This window comes from Nocardia tenerifensis NBRC 101015, assembly GCF_000308715.1.
Taxonomy (GTDB): domain Bacteria; phylum Actinomycetota; class Actinomycetes; order Mycobacteriales; family Mycobacteriaceae; genus Nocardia; species Nocardia tenerifensis.
Genome location: NZ_BAGH01000605.1, coordinates 14,959 through 30,800, shown reverse-complemented (window position 1 = coordinate 30,800; position 15,842 = coordinate 14,959). Strand labels below are relative to the sequence as shown.

At 67.9% G+C, this 15,842-nt stretch carries 18 protein-coding genes; 11 read left to right on the top strand and 7 right to left on the bottom strand.

What is annotated here, in order from left to right; genetic code table 11:
- From ON39_RS42405 to pyrB, 4 genes are read left to right on the top strand one after another with little or no spacing between them, the layout of a single operon-like run.
- Nucleotides 1–1,197: an ATP-grasp domain-containing protein gene (locus ON39_RS42405; RefSeq protein WP_040742708.1), complete on the top strand. Its 1,197-nt coding sequence runs from the start codon at nucleotides 1–3 to the stop codon at nucleotides 1,195–1,197.
- Complete coding sequence (locus ON39_RS42400) at nucleotides 1,194–2,396, top strand: ATP-grasp domain-containing protein (protein WP_040742706.1); 1,203 nt, start codon at nucleotides 1,194–1,196, stop codon at nucleotides 2,394–2,396. Before ON39_RS42405 ends, ON39_RS42400 begins: the two co-directional genes overlap by 4 nt.
- Nucleotides 2,393–3,637, top strand: coding sequence for an MFS transporter (locus ON39_RS48335; RefSeq protein WP_040742705.1), 1,245 nt, complete (start codon nucleotides 2,393–2,395; stop codon nucleotides 3,635–3,637). Before ON39_RS42400 ends, ON39_RS48335 begins: the two co-directional genes overlap by 4 nt.
- A gap of 32 nt (nucleotides 3,638–3,669) precedes the next feature.
- Nucleotides 3,670–4,713, top strand: a complete 1,044-nt coding sequence (gene pyrB, locus ON39_RS42390) for an aspartate carbamoyltransferase (protein WP_051187811.1) — start codon at nucleotides 3,670–3,672, stop codon at nucleotides 4,711–4,713.
- 6 nt (nucleotides 4,714–4,719) lie between these two features.
- On the opposite strand, the gene ON39_RS42385 is transcribed toward pyrB, so the two are convergent.
- On the bottom strand, nucleotides 4,720–5,466 hold the full coding sequence (locus ON39_RS42385) for a class I SAM-dependent methyltransferase (protein ID WP_040742703.1): 747 nt from the start codon (nucleotides 5,464–5,466) through the stop codon (nucleotides 4,720–4,722).
- A gap of 73 nt (nucleotides 5,467–5,539) precedes the next feature.
- Here ON39_RS42385 and ON39_RS51055 point away from each other — a divergent pair, with 73 nt between their 5' ends.
- Nucleotides 5,540–6,118, top strand: a complete 579-nt coding sequence (locus ON39_RS51055) for a CGNR zinc finger domain-containing protein (RefSeq protein ID WP_246003133.1) — start codon at nucleotides 5,540–5,542, stop codon at nucleotides 6,116–6,118.
- A 106-nt stretch (nucleotides 6,119–6,224) separates the two neighbouring features.
- On the opposite strand, the gene ON39_RS42375 is transcribed toward ON39_RS51055, so the two are convergent.
- Nucleotides 6,225–6,440, bottom strand: a complete 216-nt coding sequence (locus tag ON39_RS42375; RefSeq protein WP_040742700.1) for a hypothetical protein — start codon at nucleotides 6,438–6,440, stop codon at nucleotides 6,225–6,227.
- Nucleotides 6,441–7,043: 603 nt separating this feature from the next.
- On the opposite strand from ON39_RS42375, the gene ON39_RS42370 reads away from it, so the two are divergent.
- Nucleotides 7,044–8,066, top strand: coding sequence for a zinc-dependent alcohol dehydrogenase family protein (locus ON39_RS42370; RefSeq protein ID WP_040742699.1), 1,023 nt, complete (start codon nucleotides 7,044–7,046; stop codon nucleotides 8,064–8,066).
- Between the two features lie 122 nt (nucleotides 8,067–8,188).
- Here the strand turns inward: ON39_RS42370 and ON39_RS42365 are convergent, their stop codons facing one another.
- Nucleotides 8,189–8,704 (bottom strand): anthrone oxygenase family protein, encoded by a 516-nt coding sequence (locus ON39_RS42365; RefSeq protein ID WP_040742736.1) that lies wholly within the window; start codon nucleotides 8,702–8,704, stop codon nucleotides 8,189–8,191.
- 131 nt (nucleotides 8,705–8,835) lie between these two features.
- Here ON39_RS42365 and ON39_RS42360 point away from each other — a divergent pair, with 131 nt between their 5' ends.
- The gene (locus ON39_RS42360) at nucleotides 8,836–9,381 is read left to right on the top strand and encodes a TetR/AcrR family transcriptional regulator (protein WP_040742735.1); all 546 of its coding nucleotides are present in this window, start codon (nucleotides 8,836–8,838) and stop codon (nucleotides 9,379–9,381) included.
- Nucleotides 9,382–9,498: 117 nt separating this feature from the next.
- Here ON39_RS42360 and ON39_RS51050 read toward each other — a convergent pair whose 3' ends face one another.
- On the bottom strand, nucleotides 9,499–10,128 hold the full coding sequence (locus tag ON39_RS51050) for a TetR/AcrR family transcriptional regulator (RefSeq protein WP_051187809.1): 630 nt from the start codon (nucleotides 10,126–10,128) through the stop codon (nucleotides 9,499–9,501).
- A gap of 99 nt (nucleotides 10,129–10,227) precedes the next feature.
- On the opposite strand from ON39_RS51050, the gene ON39_RS51045 reads away from it, so the two are divergent.
- On the top strand, nucleotides 10,228–10,644 hold the full coding sequence (locus tag ON39_RS51045) for a nuclear transport factor 2 family protein (RefSeq protein WP_040742698.1): 417 nt from the start codon (nucleotides 10,228–10,230) through the stop codon (nucleotides 10,642–10,644).
- Entirely contained in the window at nucleotides 10,641–10,850 is a 210-nt protein-coding gene (locus ON39_RS42345) for a heavy-metal-associated domain-containing protein (protein WP_040742697.1), read from the top strand. The genes ON39_RS51045 and ON39_RS42345 overlap by 4 nt, the downstream gene beginning before the upstream one ends.
- A 101-nt stretch (nucleotides 10,851–10,951) precedes the next feature.
- On the opposite strand, the gene ON39_RS42340 is transcribed toward ON39_RS42345, so the two are convergent.
- Both ON39_RS42340 and ON39_RS42335 read right to left on the bottom strand, forming a co-directional pair.
- A complete protein-coding gene (locus ON39_RS42340; protein ID WP_157195631.1) occupies nucleotides 10,952–11,287 on the bottom strand; it encodes a DUF4333 domain-containing protein in 336 nt (111 codons plus the stop codon).
- A 101-nt stretch (nucleotides 11,288–11,388) separates the two neighbouring features.
- Entirely contained in the window at nucleotides 11,389–12,225 is an 837-nt protein-coding gene (locus tag ON39_RS42335) for a DAPG hydrolase family protein (RefSeq protein WP_040742695.1), read from the bottom strand.
- A 598-nt stretch (nucleotides 12,226–12,823) separates the two neighbouring features.
- Here ON39_RS42335 and ON39_RS42330 point away from each other — a divergent pair.
- The gene (locus tag ON39_RS42330) at nucleotides 12,824–14,092 is read left to right on the top strand and encodes an MFS transporter (RefSeq protein WP_051187808.1); all 1,269 of its coding nucleotides are present in this window, start codon (nucleotides 12,824–12,826) and stop codon (nucleotides 14,090–14,092) included.
- Between the two features lie 23 nt (nucleotides 14,093–14,115).
- A complete protein-coding gene (locus ON39_RS42325; protein ID WP_169335969.1) occupies nucleotides 14,116–14,712 on the top strand; it encodes a CGNR zinc finger domain-containing protein in 597 nt (198 codons plus the stop codon).
- On the opposite strand, the gene ON39_RS42320 is transcribed toward ON39_RS42325, so the two are convergent.
- Nucleotides 14,713–15,753 carry an endonuclease/exonuclease/phosphatase family protein gene (locus ON39_RS42320; protein ID WP_169335968.1) on the bottom strand — a complete coding sequence of 347 codons (1,041 nt, stop codon included), beginning with the start codon at nucleotides 15,751–15,753 and terminating at the stop codon, nucleotides 14,713–14,715. It abuts the gene before it with no gap.
- Nucleotides 15,754–15,842 lie beyond the last annotated feature (89 nt).

The following is a 15,842-nucleotide window of genomic DNA, read 5'->3' as shown; positions in this document are numbered from 1 at the left end:
ATGAGAATCCTTGTCCTGCATCAGAACAAGTTCGAGCGCGTCGGTTACGACCGGGCCTTCGACCACGACGAGCACGACGTCGTCTACGCCGGGCCCGCCGAGGACCTCGACAATATTCCGGCCCATGTCCGCTGCGGCAAGCTCGAGTTGGCGCCGGATTCGCCGGTGGCCGACCAGCTTCGGCCGTGGCTGCGGGAGCGGCCGGTCGACCGGATCTTCGCCCGGCGCGAGCTGCTGATCCTGCCGGCGGCCGTGCTGCGCGAGGAGTTCGGCATCCCCGGCATGCGGCCCGCGGTGGCGCTGCAGTTCCGCGACAAGGTCGTCATGAAGGAGATCCTGGACCGGGCGGGCATTCGGGTGCCGAGGTGGTATCCGGTCACCGCGCTGCCGGAACGGATTCCGTGGTCCGGCAAGGTGGTCGTCAAGCCCAGGGCCGCGAATGCCAGCCGGGGCGTGGTGGTCTGCGACGACTACGCCGCCGCCCGCGCGCTGATCGCCGAGCGCGGCGGCGAACCCGTCCTGGCCGAGCAGTACGAGATCGAGGAGTATCTCGACGGACCGGTCTGCGCCATCGACGGATTCCTTTTCCGTGGCGAGCCGGTGGCCGTGCAGGTCGCGCGTTACGTCGGGACCTGTCTGGACTACGAGCACGGAAAGCCCTCCGGCACAGTGCAGTACGACGCGCCCGAGCTGGCGGAGTGGGCGTGCCGGTGCGTGCGCGCCCTCGGCGGCGAGACGCTGACCTTCCACCTGGAGGCGATCCTGACCGCGGACGGCCCCGTCTTCCTCGAGGTCGCCGCGCGCGGCGGCGGTGGGCACCTGGGCGAGATGTTGTTCCGGCGCACCGGGGTTCACCTCGACACCGTCGATATGGCGACCGATGTCCGGGGCGAGCTGGCGACCGATCTGATCCGCGAACCCACCCCCGGCACGTACTACGGTGACTTCCTCTTTCCGGGGCATGTCTACGCAGGGGCGCCGGTCTCGGTCTCGGTGCCGCCGGAGGTGCTCGCCGACCCCATGCTGGTGAAGTATCAGATTCACCCGGAGGGCGTGCCGACCACGACCGCGCCCGGTTACCGGCCCGAGCATCTCGCCTTCTCCGGCATGATCGCCGGGCCCGACCCGGCCACGTTGGAAAGCTGGCTGTGGCGCACGTTCGCCGCCGTCACCGTGTCTCCCGGAGTGCTGCGATGATCCGGCACTATCTGCTGATCGGGGGCGCGCGCGATGTGACCCCGATACTGCGGAAGCGGCGGCCCGATCTGCGCATCACCGCCATGGTGGCGGTGCCTCGGTTGCGCAGGATGCTGCACCCCGGTGAGTGCGCGCGCGTCCTCGCGCTCGACGACCGGGCCGCCACGGATGAGTGGGTCGCGCTCGCGCGGGCCGTGCACGAGCGTGAGCCGATCCACGCGGTCGGCGCGTTCGGCGAGTACGACCAGCGCCGGGCGGCGGCGATCGCGGACGCGTTCGGGATGCCCTTCCACGCGCCGAGCGTCATAGACCGGGTCTACGACAAAACGCTTATGCGGCAACGCCTTCGGGAACAAGGGGTGGACGACACCCCGGCCGCCCCGATCGATTCGCCGCAGGACCTGAAGCATTTCGCCGACGAGTTCGGCCTGCCGCTGATTCTCAAGCCGCGCAGCGGTTCCGGCAGCGAGAACATCGTCCGGGTGTCGAGCGCGGCCGAATTGGACGCCGCGCTGGCGCAGCTGGACGGCGACCGGCTGGTGGAGCGGTACCTCGAGGGTACGGAGATCAGCGTGGAGGCGTTCTCCGAGAACGGGATTCATCGGGTCGTCGGGATCACGCGCAAATTCATCGACGCCGACTTCGTGGAGATCGGGCACGGGGTACGCGAGGCGACGGCCGCCGACGAGCCGGTGGCCGACTACGTGTGCTCGGTCCTCGACGCGCTCGGAATCGCCTTCGGCCCCACGCATACCGAAGTGATCCGCACGGCGGACGGGCCGCGGATCGTGGAGACGCACACCCGGGCCGGCGGCGACCAGATCCCACAGCTGCTGCGGGCGGCGACGGGGATCGATCTGGTCGAGCTGGCCGTGCGACAGTCGTTGGGGGAGCGGGTGCTGCCCGTGCTCGACGCGCTGCTCGCCGAACCCGGTCGCCCGTCGCGGGCCGGCGCCATCCGGTACCGGGTCCCACCCGCGTCGGGTCGCCTTGTCCGCGTGGATCATCGCGACGAAGCCGCCGCGGTCGAGCACGTCACCGGCTGTACTGTCCTCAAGGAACCCGGCGAGCCGCTGGTGACGCCGATGCGCGACTCCGACGATCGGGTCGCGTTCTGCACCGCGGTGGCCGACGACGTCGAAACGGCCGGTGCCGCAGCCGAACTGGCGGTGCGGAGGCTGGAGGTCGTGCTCGAGTGACCCGCTGGCGGGCGGTGCGAGAGGTGGTCCTGCCGCCGCCGGGCGCGGGCCGGATCGCCGGTTCCGCGTTGGCGGACGCGGTCGGCACGGGGGTGTTCGCCTCCGGCGCCGCGGTGTATTTCAGCGAGCGGCTCGGGTTGAGCATCGCCGTCATCGCGGGCGGTCTCGCCATCGCCGGCGCCGTGTCGCTCGCCGCCGTGACGCCGCTCGGCATGCTGTCGGATCGCTTCGGCTACCAGCGGATGGTGCGCATCACCCACTTCGGTCGCGCCGTGCTCTACCCGCTGTTCCTCTTCGTCGACAACGTCGCAGGATTCGCCGCGGTGATCACCCTGGCGACCGTGCTGGAAAGGCTTGCGTCACCGGCGTTTCAGGCGATGGTCGGCGCGGCCGTCGGCGCGGAGGGTCGCAACGAGACCATGGGCTACGTGCGGGCGATGCGCAACGCTGGCTTCGCGCTCGGCGGGCTGGTCACCAGCGCGGCCATCGCCGTCGGCACCGCGACGGCCTACGACGTGCTGCCGATCGGCAACGCGGTCTCCTTCGCGCTGGCCGGTCTCCTGCTCGCCGGCGTGCGCAACACCTGCGCGCCGAAGGGTGAGCCGGGCGAGCGACCGCGCAGGCGGGTCCGGCCGCGCTACCTCGCCCTCGCCGGGCTCAACGTCGTGCTGCTGATGCACGACACCATTCTTCAGCTGGCTCTACCGCTGTACGTGCTCAACCAGACGCGGATCGCCCCGGCCGTGCTGCCCGCGATGTACGTGGTGAACACCGTGCTCGTCGTCGTGCTGCAACGGCGGCTGAGCCGGTGGGCGGCGACTATGCGCGGCGCGGCGCGGGCCGAGGAGGTCGCCGGGGTGCTGCTGGCGGTGGCGTGCGCGTGCTTCGCGGCCGTCGCCGTGCTGCCGCCCGTGCACGGTGGCGTCGCGCTCGTCGCCGGGGTGGTGGCGTTGACGCTCGGCGAGTCGCTACAGATCGCCGGGTCCTGGGAGCTGTCCTACGAGCACGCGCCGAGCACCGAGCGCGGGGCGCACCTCGCGGTGTTCAGTATCGGTGTCGGCGTGCAGCATTCGGTCGGCCCGGCTATCGTGACCCTGCTCGCCGCGTGGGGCGCCGTGGCCTGGTTTCCCTTCGCCGCCGCGTTCGTCGTCGCGGGCACCGCGACCCGGCGGATGGCGAGCGAGCCTTGGCCCGCCGTGAATCGCGGGCTGGAGGAGACCGGGGCCGCTCGATCTCATTGATAGAGTTCCGCTCTGACAGAACGGGGACATTCATGGATTTCGCCGGTGAGCACGTCATCAGTGTCGATCAGTTCGATGTGGTCAAGGTGGAGCGGTTGTTCGCGGTGGCCGATGGGATGCTGCCGTATGCCCGGCGGCAGCGGGTCACCCGGGTGCTGGAGGGCGCGATCTGCGGCATCCTGTTCTTCGAGCCGAGCACCCGGTCCCGGTTGAGTTTCGGTGCGGCGTTTCACCGGCTCGGCGGGCAGATCGTGGAGACAACGGGTTTCGCGTTCTCGTCGATGGCCAAGGGCGAGTCGATCTACGACACCAGCCGGGTCGTCAGCGGGTACGTCGACGCGATGGTGGTGCGGCACCCGGAGGCGGGCGCGGTAGGGGAGTTCGCCGCGGCGACACGGGTGCCGGTGATCAACGGCGGCGACGGGCCGGGTGAGCATCCGACGCAGGCGCTGGTCGACTTCTACACGCTGTGCCGGGAACTCGGAAAGCGGCCGGGGTCGCTGGGCGGGGCCACCGTCGCCGTGGTCGGAGACCTGAAATACGGGCGGACGGCGCACTCGCTGACGAAACTGCTTGCCCTGGAACATCAGATCCGGTTCGTCTGCATCGCCCCGCCGGAGCTGCAACTGCCGGAGCCGTTGGTCGCCGCGTTGCGTGAACGCGGTCATCGCGTCGAGCAGACCGAGGAACTGGCCGACGGCCTGCGGAACGCGGATGTCGTCTACGCCACCCGAATTCAGCAGGAGCGACTGCCCGCCGGGCTCACCCTGGACGGGGTACAGGATCGGTTCGCGATCGACGCCGCGCTGTACGACCGCGTCTGTCGGCCGGGTACCGTCCTCATGCACCCGCTGCCGCGCGACAGCCGCAACAATCCGAGCGAACTGTCCAACGACCTCAACCGCCACCCCGCCCTGGCCATCTTCCGCCAAACGGACTACGGAATACCCGTCCGCATGGCGCTTTTCGCGCTCGTGCTCGGTGTGGCCGACCAGGTCGACGCCACCGCCCGCGACGCATCCTGGTATCGGCCCGAACGTTTCGGCGTCGACGACACCAAGCCCATGCTGCCCTGAAAATCCCTACGGTGACTTGATCGCGGCGATCACCCGGCTGCGGCCGTACTGCCAGATCTGTCCCACGTCTCGGAAACCGGCTTCGCGCAACAGGTTCAGGTGGAGGTCGAGGGGTGGTTCGTGGGTTTCGGGGCGGTGCCAGGTGCGGGTGCGGCGGTCTGCGGTGGCCGTGGCCAGTTCGGGATCGGCTTCGATCTCGGTCCACCAGGTCTGCCAGTCGTCGGCGGGTTGGGCGTGTTCCATTCTGCGGCGGGTGATTTCGAGATCCAGCCGATCGATGACGGGAGAGGCGGCGATCATGTCGTCGCCGTTGAGGAGTAGGCCGCCGGGGCGGAGAAGGGTGGCCGCCTCGGTGTAGACGCGCGCGAGAGTGTTCGTGCGTAGCCAGTGCAGGGCGGTGGTGCTGACGATCGCGTCCGCCGGTTCCGAGAGATGCAGTGCGGCAACCCATTCGGGGTCGTCCAGGTTGTGGTCTACGAACTCGAAGTCGTGGGCGGCGCGGGCCAGGTCGAGCAGGACCGGATCGGCGTCCACGCCGATGATGCGGGCGGCGGGGAGTCGCCGGTGGATGCGGGCGCCGAGGGAGCCGGGGCCGCAGGCCAGGTCGATCACGATCGGATCGGGCCGGCCGACGGCGGACGCCACGGCATCCGTGATGACGGTGAACAGCGTTTCCCGATCGGGTAAAGCGCTGTCCTGCTGGCGGTCCCAGCGTTCGATCCAGGCGAGGGCGGTCGTGGTCGTCGGAGACATACTCGAACCTTTCATGACTGTCTTAAACTGGAACAACAGTCATCACGCTAGAAAGGCAAGGGGGACTGGTCAAGTGAGGTTAGACAGTCACACGCTGGGTGCGGTGCAGTTCGCCGTGCGGTTGATCAATGCCGTCGTGCCGGGCGAGCGGCGCGGCAGGGCGTATCCGGCCGCCGCCGGTCAGCGCGAACTGCGGGACCGGATCAGCGGCGTGGTGCCTCCCATCGCCGGTTTCCACGCCACGCCCGCCGATGCTCCCGGCCTAGCGCGAGTGGCCGCGCAACTGCGGCAGGTTTTCGCCGCCGTCGCCTCCGGCGACATGGATGCCGCGGCCGAGCGCACCAACGCCATGATGCACGAGTACGACGCCAGACCCGTACTGACCCGCGACCCCGGCCGACCCTGGCATCTACGCTTCCACACCCCCGATGCCCCCCGCGTGCCGGCCATCGGCGCGGCCGTCACAGTCGCCGTCGCCTCCGTCCTGGGCAGCGAGCACGCCGACCGCATAGGCGTCTGCTCCGCCCCAACCTGCGACCGCGTCTACCTCGACCTCACCCGCAACGGCACCAAGCGCTTCTGCGGAACCGCCTGCCAAAACCGAGCCAAAAACGCCGCCTTCCGCGCACGCCAACAAACCTGGCGTCCATGAAAGCTCAGCGAGGCGGCAAAAACGCCATTTTGCTGCGGCACGTCGAGGCAGGTCCACGGTGGATTCCTTCACAGAGCCCCGACCGCACATCCATTCCAGTCAGCTGTCAATGCCCGCAGCGCGGGAACTCGCCGTCCCACCATCCGTCTTTGCCCATGCGCATACCGTCGCACACCTGCGACCAGCTGTAGTGCTCCGTCGACTCGACGGGGAACACGCCGAAGAACGTCGCGTGCATGTATTTGCAGTCCACACCGCTGGGTGTCGCGACCGCATTCTTGTAGAAGTACTTCGGAGTGGTCCCACCCTTCGACGAGGTCATCTGCTGCCCCGGCGTCCGGTCCAAACCGCCACGCCACCCGGCCCAGCCTCGACGCCCAATCCTGACCCCCTCCGCAGCACGCGGTATCGACTATTCGCACGACAGTGCCTCGCACCGCACCCCTAACGCCCACGGTGCACGAACAGCCGCACACCTTCCGCCCCTCCCACACGCGCAATTGCATGTGCGGCGAGCCAGAAACTATGCGGCTGTTGCGTTCGAAATATCCGTAAACCGCGTCCTCGACTGCTCGCCGCCGGTCACTCGGTGCCGATCCGGCGGGCGACGTCGATGGAGACGACGCGCAGCCTCCGGTCGGCGCAGAGTGCCGAGGCCGTCGATGCAAACGACCTCGGCACCCTCTAGTCAGTGGTCAATCAGCGTGAAAAGCTGTCACACGCACCATGTTTCGGTTGTGCCACAGGCGCCCCAAATGACGCCCTTCAGCCGATCGATAAGGAAATTTGCACGTAGTCCTGGAGGCGTTGGGGTTGCGATCGCGAATTCTCGGGCCGAGGCGGTCGATCGGTTGGGTGGGGGCTGAGGGGGAATTACCGGGCGGTTGAGTGGTAGCGGACGCCGACGGTCGAGGAGAGGATTGTTATGCGTGGAGTGGTTATGTATGCGCCGGGGGATGTGCGGGTGGAGGAGCGGGGGGAGCCGCGGATTGTGGAGCCGTCGGATGCGGTCATTCGGGTCGCGGCGACCTGCGTTTGTGGGTCGGATTTGTGGCCGTACCGGGGGGTGGAGGAATTGCGAAGGCCGACGCCGATGGGGCATGAGTATGTCGGGGTGGTGGAGGAGGTGGGTGCGGCGGTGGAGAGGGTGCGGGTGGGGGACTTTGTGGTCGGGTCGTTTTTTGCCTCGGATAACACGTGCGACATCTGCCGGGCGGGGTTCCAGTCGCGCTGTGTGCACGCGGTGCCGATGGGTGGGATCGGCACGCAGGCCGAGCGTGCTCGCGTCCCGCTCGCAGACGGCACGCTCGTTCGGGTGCCGGGCGAGCCGACTCCGGAGCAGATTCGGCACCTGCTCGCGGCCTCGGACGTGCTCGGCACCGGCTGGTTCGCCGCGGACGCGGCCGAGGTGGGGCCCGGTAAATCGGTCGCGGTGGTGGGTGACGGCGCGGTCGGGCTGCTCGGCGTGCTCGCGGCCCGCGAACTCGGCGCCGAGCGGATCATCGCCATGAGCCGCCACCCCGAACGTCAGGCCCTGGCAAGGAAATTCGGCGCCACCGACCTCGTCACCGAACGCGGCGACGAAGGCGTCGCCCGGATCAAGGAGCTCACCGGCGGGCTCGGCGCGCACTCGGTGATCGAGGCGGTCGGTACCCAGCAGTCGATGGAGCAGGCCATCCGCTCCACCCGCCCGGGCGGGCACCTCGGCTACGTCGGCGTGGCCCACGACGTGAAACTCGACGGCATGGAGCTGTTCTTCGCCGAAATCCACCTGCTCGGCGGCCCGGCCCCGGTCCGACGCTTCCTGCCCGACCTGATCGACCGGATCATGCGCGACGAAATCACCCCCGGCGACGTCTTCGACCTCACCCTGCCGCTCGCCGAGGCCGCCGAGGGCTACCGCGCGATGGATGAGCGACGGGCCACGAAGGTCTTGCTGACTCTCTGATCCGGCATATCCTGACTCTCTGGCTTGGAGGCCCGGCTCCGAGGGTGTCTACGACGGCGAGCAGCACTTCGACTGAGCGATGACACTCACGGTGTCTGTTGACCGGCGCGGCCATCGGCGAATCATGGATGTGCCGGTGCTGGGGAAGGGTGGATGCGGGCACGCGCGTGGCGGTCGTCGGCGGTGAGGGAACCCATTACGGCGGTGATCACCAGGACGAAAGCGATCAGGGCACAACCTGTTCGGGTGAAGTGGAACAATTCCCATCGGCGCAGGATGTCGGTGTAGTCAGCGGGTAGCGCGTCGACCCGCCAGGTTTTGATCTGCTGATTTATCGGCACATTTCCCCAGCGGGTCACCACGAACGAGGCGATGACCAGCCCCGAGGCGCTCGCGGCGATCCACCGTCGCCGATGCTTCGAGCGCACCGCAAGCAGCAGGGTGCTCAGCACCGCCAGACCCATCAGCGACTGCATGACCGGCCCGTTGACCCGCATCAGCGCGGTGTGGAAGGTGAACCGGACATCAAGGGGCACTTCACGAAACGCGTACAGCACGTTCACCGCGCCGTATCCGAACGCGCCTGCGAGCAAACCGGGGAACAACAACGCGCCTCCCCGAACGGATTTCGACAGCATCGACACTCCACTTCTATCGCAACTCCGAGTTGCGATATTGTCAGCATGCCCGCATGTCGCAGATATCGCAACTAGGAGTTGCAATGAGTCCCACCGCGTCCCCCGGCCGTGGACCCAAGGTCCGCACCGCCGTGCTCGCGGCAACCATCGACGAGTTGAGCGAACGAGGCTACGCCGCATTCACGATCGACAACGCCGCCCAGCGCGCCGGAGTGCACAAAACCACCGTCTACCGTCGATGGCCCGATCGCGAGACCTTGATCGCCGAGGCGCTGACCGACAGCCTCACCACCGAAATCCCCATCCCCGACACCGGTTCGGTCGACGAAGACCTGCGCGCGCTCGCCCGTAGCCTCGTCGCATGGGCCAACAGCGCCTCCGGCCGGGCAGTGCTGGCCGTGATGGTTTCCACCGCCGCGGGCCTGCCGGCGCCACCACTGTCGGCTCGACACGTCTTCCGCGACCGCATTCGGAAAACACTGCCGGTGGTGACGCGCGCAATCACCCGCGGCGAGATTCCTGAGGGTACGGATCCCGCCGAGATGGTGAAAGCGCTTGTGGCGCCGATCTATTTCCGTGTCCTGATCACCGGCGAGCCTGTCGGCGACAGCACCGCCGACGCGGCCGCGGCGGTCGCGCTGACGGCCGCCCGCGCTCGCTTGTTCACCACCAGCTGAATGTCGGTACACAGCCGCTGGTCGCGCGTTTGTCAACCGTTCAGACAGCTACGCCGACAAGGCCTTTCGGCACGCGTGAACGCCGAGGGGGCGTTATTGGGATGGTTGTCCAGGAGATCATGTCGTCAGCGTTTTCGGGTCCATCGGTGGGTCGGGTGACTCCGCGCGGGGATCGCGAGCCGGCGCGAGGATGCGCAGCAAGCTTGTGGTGAAGGCGTGGTCGGCGTCTGATCTCGTCATTCGGCCGCTGCTGTGCTCGTCGGCTGCGGCGTGGGCGAGGTGGATCGTTACTGTGGCCAGCCAGTCGGCGGGGAGCGTGCCGTCGAATTCGGCTGTCTCCTGGCCGCGTCGGATCACCTTCTCGATGCGGGCCATGATCGGTGCGTGTCGGCCGCGGTCTTCCCGCGCGGCACTGGGCAACGCGTTGATCCGCTGGAGGAGGACGGGGTAGCGCTCGGATTCTCGTGTGGCAGCGTCGAATACGCGCAGCAGTGCCTCGACGGCCGGACCCTCGTCCGGATCCGCGGCGTCCATCGCCGCGACGGTCAGTTCGGTGAGCCTGTCCAAGACCGCCGCCAGTAGCCGCTCACGAGAGGGGAAATGCGCGTACACCGTCTGACGGGTGACCCCCGCGCCCGTGGCGAGGGCTTCGACGCTGGCGTCGGGCTGTTCGTTCAGGATCCGTGCGGCGGCGTCGAGGATCGCCGCTCGACTCCGGTGGGCGTCTGCACGTTGCTTGCGAGCCATCGATCCGTCCTGTTTATCTCTTACATCTTGTCAAAGCACTTGTGGGCTTATATCTTACATCTCGTAAGATATAATTCGGCTACGCCTGTCAGGAGACTCGTGCCCGCCTTCACCGACACCGATCCAGCACAGTTCATCGCCGACTTCTTCACGTCGTTCAACGAGCACCTGCTGGCCGACGACGCAGACCCGGCCGCCGTAGTCGACCAGTTCCATGCCCCAGACATCGTGCAGATCGCGGATGGTCACCGGATGGATCGCGACAAGTTGATCGCACACACCCGACCGGTGCGAAAGAACCGCCCCAGCAGCCGAATCGACGTACACGAAGCGATCGCCGACAACAACCGGATCGCCGCCCGATACACCCTCCACGTCACACAACGGGGTAGAGAACTCGCCATCGAAGTCTGCTTCTTCGGGCAGTTCACACCAGACGGACGAATGCGGCGAGCGAATATGCTCACTCGAACCGTAGCCGCCGACGATCAGCGCCCGCGAGGCGAGCGATCATGAGCGAACACCGTTTCACCGTCCTCGGCATGGCCTGCGACCACTGCGCCACATCCGTTGGCGAAGCGCTCGAACAACTATCAGGTGTGACCGTTGTCGCCGTAGACGTGGATACCGACTCCGTCACCGTAACCAGCGCCGCCGACCTCGACTTCGCCGATGTCCGCGCGGCCGTCGACGCTGCGGGCTACGAGCTGATCGACCCCTGAGTCGGCCCGTGTCCGTCCGGCATCCACCTCGCGGCCACCAAGGCATTGCGCGATCGGGCAGATCAACAGACTCTCGACTTCGCCGGCGTCGGCTACCCACGCTACGAATGTTTTACCGAGATTTCCCCCAGGTCGTTGACCACCGTGACCTGCACATCGTCGGAGTGGAGGTGACGCCAGACGTGGCACTTGAACTCGGTGTCGGCGCGGACCGGGACGGCGGCCGGGCAGCCTACTCGGCCGGGGGAATCGTCGCCGACACCCTGTAGGCGGTTCGCCACCTGTTGTTCCAGTGCCGTCTGGTCGAACACTCTGGGCTGTTGGGCGGCGGTGAAATCGGCGCCCAACAGCTTCACCGTGACGAGGACGGCGCAGACAGCCACCACGACCGAGCAGATGGCCACGACGGTTCCGGTGATGCTTCGAGGTTCAGCCACGCCGATAGTCCTATCCATTGCGGAGTGAGTTGGCAAGACCACGATCGGTTCCGCTGAGTGGTCGGTCCGAGGACGGTAGATGCCCGGGTGCGCGGAACGGCTCAGTCGCTGAACGCGGTGTAGAGGTCGGGGAGGAACTCGGCGAGGTGGTGCATTTCCTGGCCGCAGTGCAGCATCAGGTCGCGGGCGAGGTCGACGCCGAGGACGAGGTCGGCGGGATCTATTGCCGCGCCGCGCTTTACGGCCTCGACGGCCTGCGGCAGGTCGGGAGTATGCAGCCCGTAGACATTGAGATAGAAGCGGCTGCGCATCTCGCAGCCGGTCGGGGTGGGACGCACTTGGTGGGCGAGCCAGCCGAGGTCGACGGGCGCCACGATGCTGCCCACCCGGGCGAGGATCACCGTGTGTCCCTCGGGCACCTGGAAGCCCTCGAGGGTGGGATCGCGAAACGCGATGGCGAGCTGCTGCAACTTCGGGCCGATGTACTCGTCGACGTAGGAGGTCGTGCCGATGTATTTGTCGCGGTAGGGAATCGGCTCGGCATTGCGGTCGGCGGAGGTGCTGGCGTATAGGTGCGCGTCGGGGTGCCAGAGCTTGTAGCGGGCGGATTCGATCGGATGCCAGGCGAACCACCAGTCCCACATCGCGGCGGTGACGCCCGGCATGTCGGTGTGCACCGCGGCCCACACCTGTCCGTGTGCGGTTTGCCCGTAACCGGTTTCGACGGGCGAGCGCGCGCCGGGCGCGAGATCCAGTGGCAGTGCGGTGAATTCGGGGATCAGCGCCGGCGAGGTCGGCGGTCCCGCGTGGGCCGCGAGCACCGAAGTGTGCGCGGGCGTGGTGTGTTCGGCCATGAAGCGGGCGTACGGCAGCTCTCGGTCCTGCGCCGAGTATCCGCGGTAGCGGGTGGCGCCGGCCTGGGTGCCAGGGTCTGCCATGGCCTGTCCTCCGGTGATCAGCGTGGCCGCTGCCCCGGCCCCCCAAGTGAGCGCCCCACGGCGACTCGCCTGCAAATGTCTCGACACCCGTGAAGAGTAGGGCGAACCGCGTGCCGAAATCGACCCGTGGACAGTCTTCTGTGAGGGCGCACAACGCCCCCCTCCGCGCCATCGTTGCACGTAACCACGGCTGAGAGGCCGACCGGTCCACTCGGGGCCTCGACGGTGGTCCGTGTGCGCGCATTACCCGCGAACCAGGTACCGGCGCGCCGGCGTGGGCCTTCAGCTACCGGACGCACGTCGGCTACCAGAGGCACGATTCACCGATGGGCCGCGTCCCGCTGCCCGGGATTGTTTCTGTGCGGCAACGCTTTTGCTGACTTTTGCCGGTTCGACCCGGACTGTCAACCGTCTATCGACACTATAGAGGTAGGTCCGAAAGTCCAGTACCGCGGTCGATGTTGGCAGCTGTGAGCCGTAATGAACAGCCCTGGCTATGACATTGGGGTTGCTTCGCACCGGAGCCGATGCTAGACAAGAGATAGTTACCGGCAAAACACACTTAGCAGGTAAGTTCATCAACGCGTCGAGGAGCACCATGGCCGACCGCGACTGCGCTCGAAGCTCCGTCGCCACACCCGCCCGCGACAGCACAACCTCCGACACCGAGTCGGCGAATCAACACGGTCCCTTCAGAATCGGCATACCTGGCCTACTGACGCTCGCGATCGTCTACGGCTACGGCCGCTACGGCTACGGCCTGTTCCTGCCCGAGCTGCGACGCGAATTCGGCGGCAGCACAGGCGTTCTCGGCGCGGTTTCGAGCGCGGGTTACCTCGCCGAACTCCTTGTGCTCGTTGTGGTCGCCCGTCTCTCGGGTCGCCGGAGCCCGCGCGTCCCCGTATTGATCGGCGGACTCTGTGCGGCCACCGGGATGGTGCTGATGGCCACCGCGCACAGCACCGCGGTCCTGGCGATCGGCGTGGCGCTGGCGGGTACGGCGCCGGGCTGGGTGTGGGCGCCGTACTCCGACGCGGTGGCGGTGGCCACCCGGCCGGCAGCTCGTGGGCACGCCCTGGCGATGATCAGCACCGGGACGACCTTCGGCGTGATGGTGGCGGGACCCGCGGTCCTGTGGGTCGCCGGTTCGGGCTGGCGAAGCATCTGGCTCGCGGCCGCCGCCTGCGCGATCGCGGTCTCCGCGTGGAACTTTCGCGTCCTACCGGCGACGGCTCATCCGGGTCCGCGCGGCGCCGGGGCGAGGGGCGACGGGGCGACGGGCTTGCGCTGGTCCGCGCTGCTGCGCCGTCCCGGGCAACGCCGCCTGCTCGGCGCGTCGTTCTCGGTCGGCCTGGGTGGCGCGGTCTACTGGTCCTACGCGGGCATGGCGGTGTCCGGTGCTTCCACCGAGGGCGCCCCGCTGCTCTGGACGCTGATCGGCGTCGCCGGGGTGATCGGCGTCGCGACCGGCGCGCTGGTCGAAAGATGGGGAATGGCAAAGACATTCGTGACGGCTCAGCTCTGCACCGCGCTGTCCTGCGGCATACTCGCCCTGGGCCGGCCCACCTTTGCGATGTTCGTCGCGGCGGCGGCGCTCTTCGGCGCGGGTTTCATGGTGGCGGGCGCGCTGGTCGCGCTGTGGAGCGCCCGCGCGTTCGCGGACCGCCCGACCGTGGGGTTCAGCGTGGTCGTCCTCGCGCTCGCGGCGGGCTCGGCGACCGGGCCCGCGGTGTTCGGCATCCTCGTCGACTCGTTCGACATCCCGATCGCGTTCGCCGTACTGTCGATGGTGGTGGCGGCGACCCTCTGGTTCTGCCCGCGTCGAAGCGATGCCTACACTCCACCCGACCCACAGGCGCACCGATGAGCGAATCCGGCAGGAGTACTCCGATGGAGCTGGAAAGAATAGGGGGACAGTTGTGCCTGGACTTCGCGAATACCGTGGGACCTCGCTATTCGCGTCCGGACAAGAGCTCGGCGGATTTTCTCGGCAGCATGCGGGATTTCCTGCGCTGGTGTGCGGACGCCGACCTCATCGCCCCGCACAGCGTGGCCGCGCTGGAGCGTGACACCGGGCCGATCACCTTCGCGTACTGCCTCGATGTTCGCGAGGCGATCTATCGAACCTTCGCCGCCGTCGCCGCGTCGCGCGACCCCCACCCGGACGATGTCGCCACGATTCTCGCGAGCCACACCGCCCTGCTGCGCGACGCCGTGCTGCGCGTCGAACCCCGCCGAGCCGAGCTGACCTGGCCCGGGATCACCGTCGCGGCGGCGCTCGGCCCGATCGTGCTGTCCGCGGTAGATCTGCTGCGGCAAGGCTCGTTCGAGCGCATTCGCCAATGCCCCGGGCACGACGGATCCTGCGGCTGGCTTTTCTACGACACGTCCAAGAACAATTCACGCCGCTGGTGCAGCATGGCGCAGTGCGGCACCCACAACAAATCCCATCGGCAGAGCGCCCGTATTCGCGCCGCGCGGAATTGACTAGTCGGCGAGTCGATAGGTGGCGAGAATGCCTTTGTGGTCGCTGCCCCAGCGCGGGGGTGTGGCGGCGAAATGGTCCTCGGTGATGTCCTCCTGCCGGGTGCCCCGGACGATGGAGCCGCGGGGTCCGACGATGCCGACGTCGGTGAGGTGTAGGGCGGGGGCGTTGGTGAAGATGTAGTCGACGCGGTCCCGTTCGTCGGCTTCGGGGGCCCAGGCGAGGTCGGCGACGTCCACCTCGGGGTTGTCGGAGGGCCAGGTGAGTCCGGGATGGGTTGCGGGGTCGGGGTATATCGCTCGGTAGGCGTCGGTGAAGCCGGCCTCGTGCAGGCGTCGGGTGGTCTCCCACGGCACCACGACGCCGTTGTGGTCGAACATCTTCGCGGTCGCGGACGTCCAATCGAGCAGCGACGGCTCGTTCAGGTCGCCGCCCATGATGACCGAGGCCCCTTCCGCCAGTTCGGCTTTCGCGTCGGCGAGGAAGGTGCTGATGACGTCCGGCCTGCCCGAGGCCGCGTTCACGCGCTGGATCGCCGCGTGCTCGGTGACCGGCCCGCCGGGCAGCTTCTCGAAACCGTACTCGGAGAACTCGCCCGGCGCGGGTGTGCCGGGTCCGTAGCCGCGCGGCAGATTCGAGGCGTACCAACGGAACTCCAGGTGCGCGGAGTAGACCGTGAGTCGCCTGCCGTGGATGTTCAAGCGCGCCTTGACCATCCAGCGCAGATCCGCGCTGTCCTCGATCGGGAACACCGACAGGACGCCGGTGTCGTGCGACGGCACGGCGTTGTACTCGTGCCCTCGCCGCGCGAGTTCGGCGGCGACGGTGGTGGTCGCCTCGGTCGCCTCCGAGAGCAGCACGACCGAGGACCGCGTCGCGAGGACGAGATCGGCGAGCAGCTCGACGCCGCCGGCGACCTTGCTGCCGCTGTGCCACGTATTCAGCGCGAGCACCCGGATCTCTTCGTCCGGAGGTTCGACGAGGGCGTATTCACCCGCCGCGCGTGGTTCGGTCGTGGAATTCCCCGTCGTCGAACCCATCATGCTCACCCTTCTCCGATCGGATCACCAGCGCGACATGGGCCGGCAACCAGCTTAGCCATGCGGGAGCAATTCACCGACGAGTCAGCGGC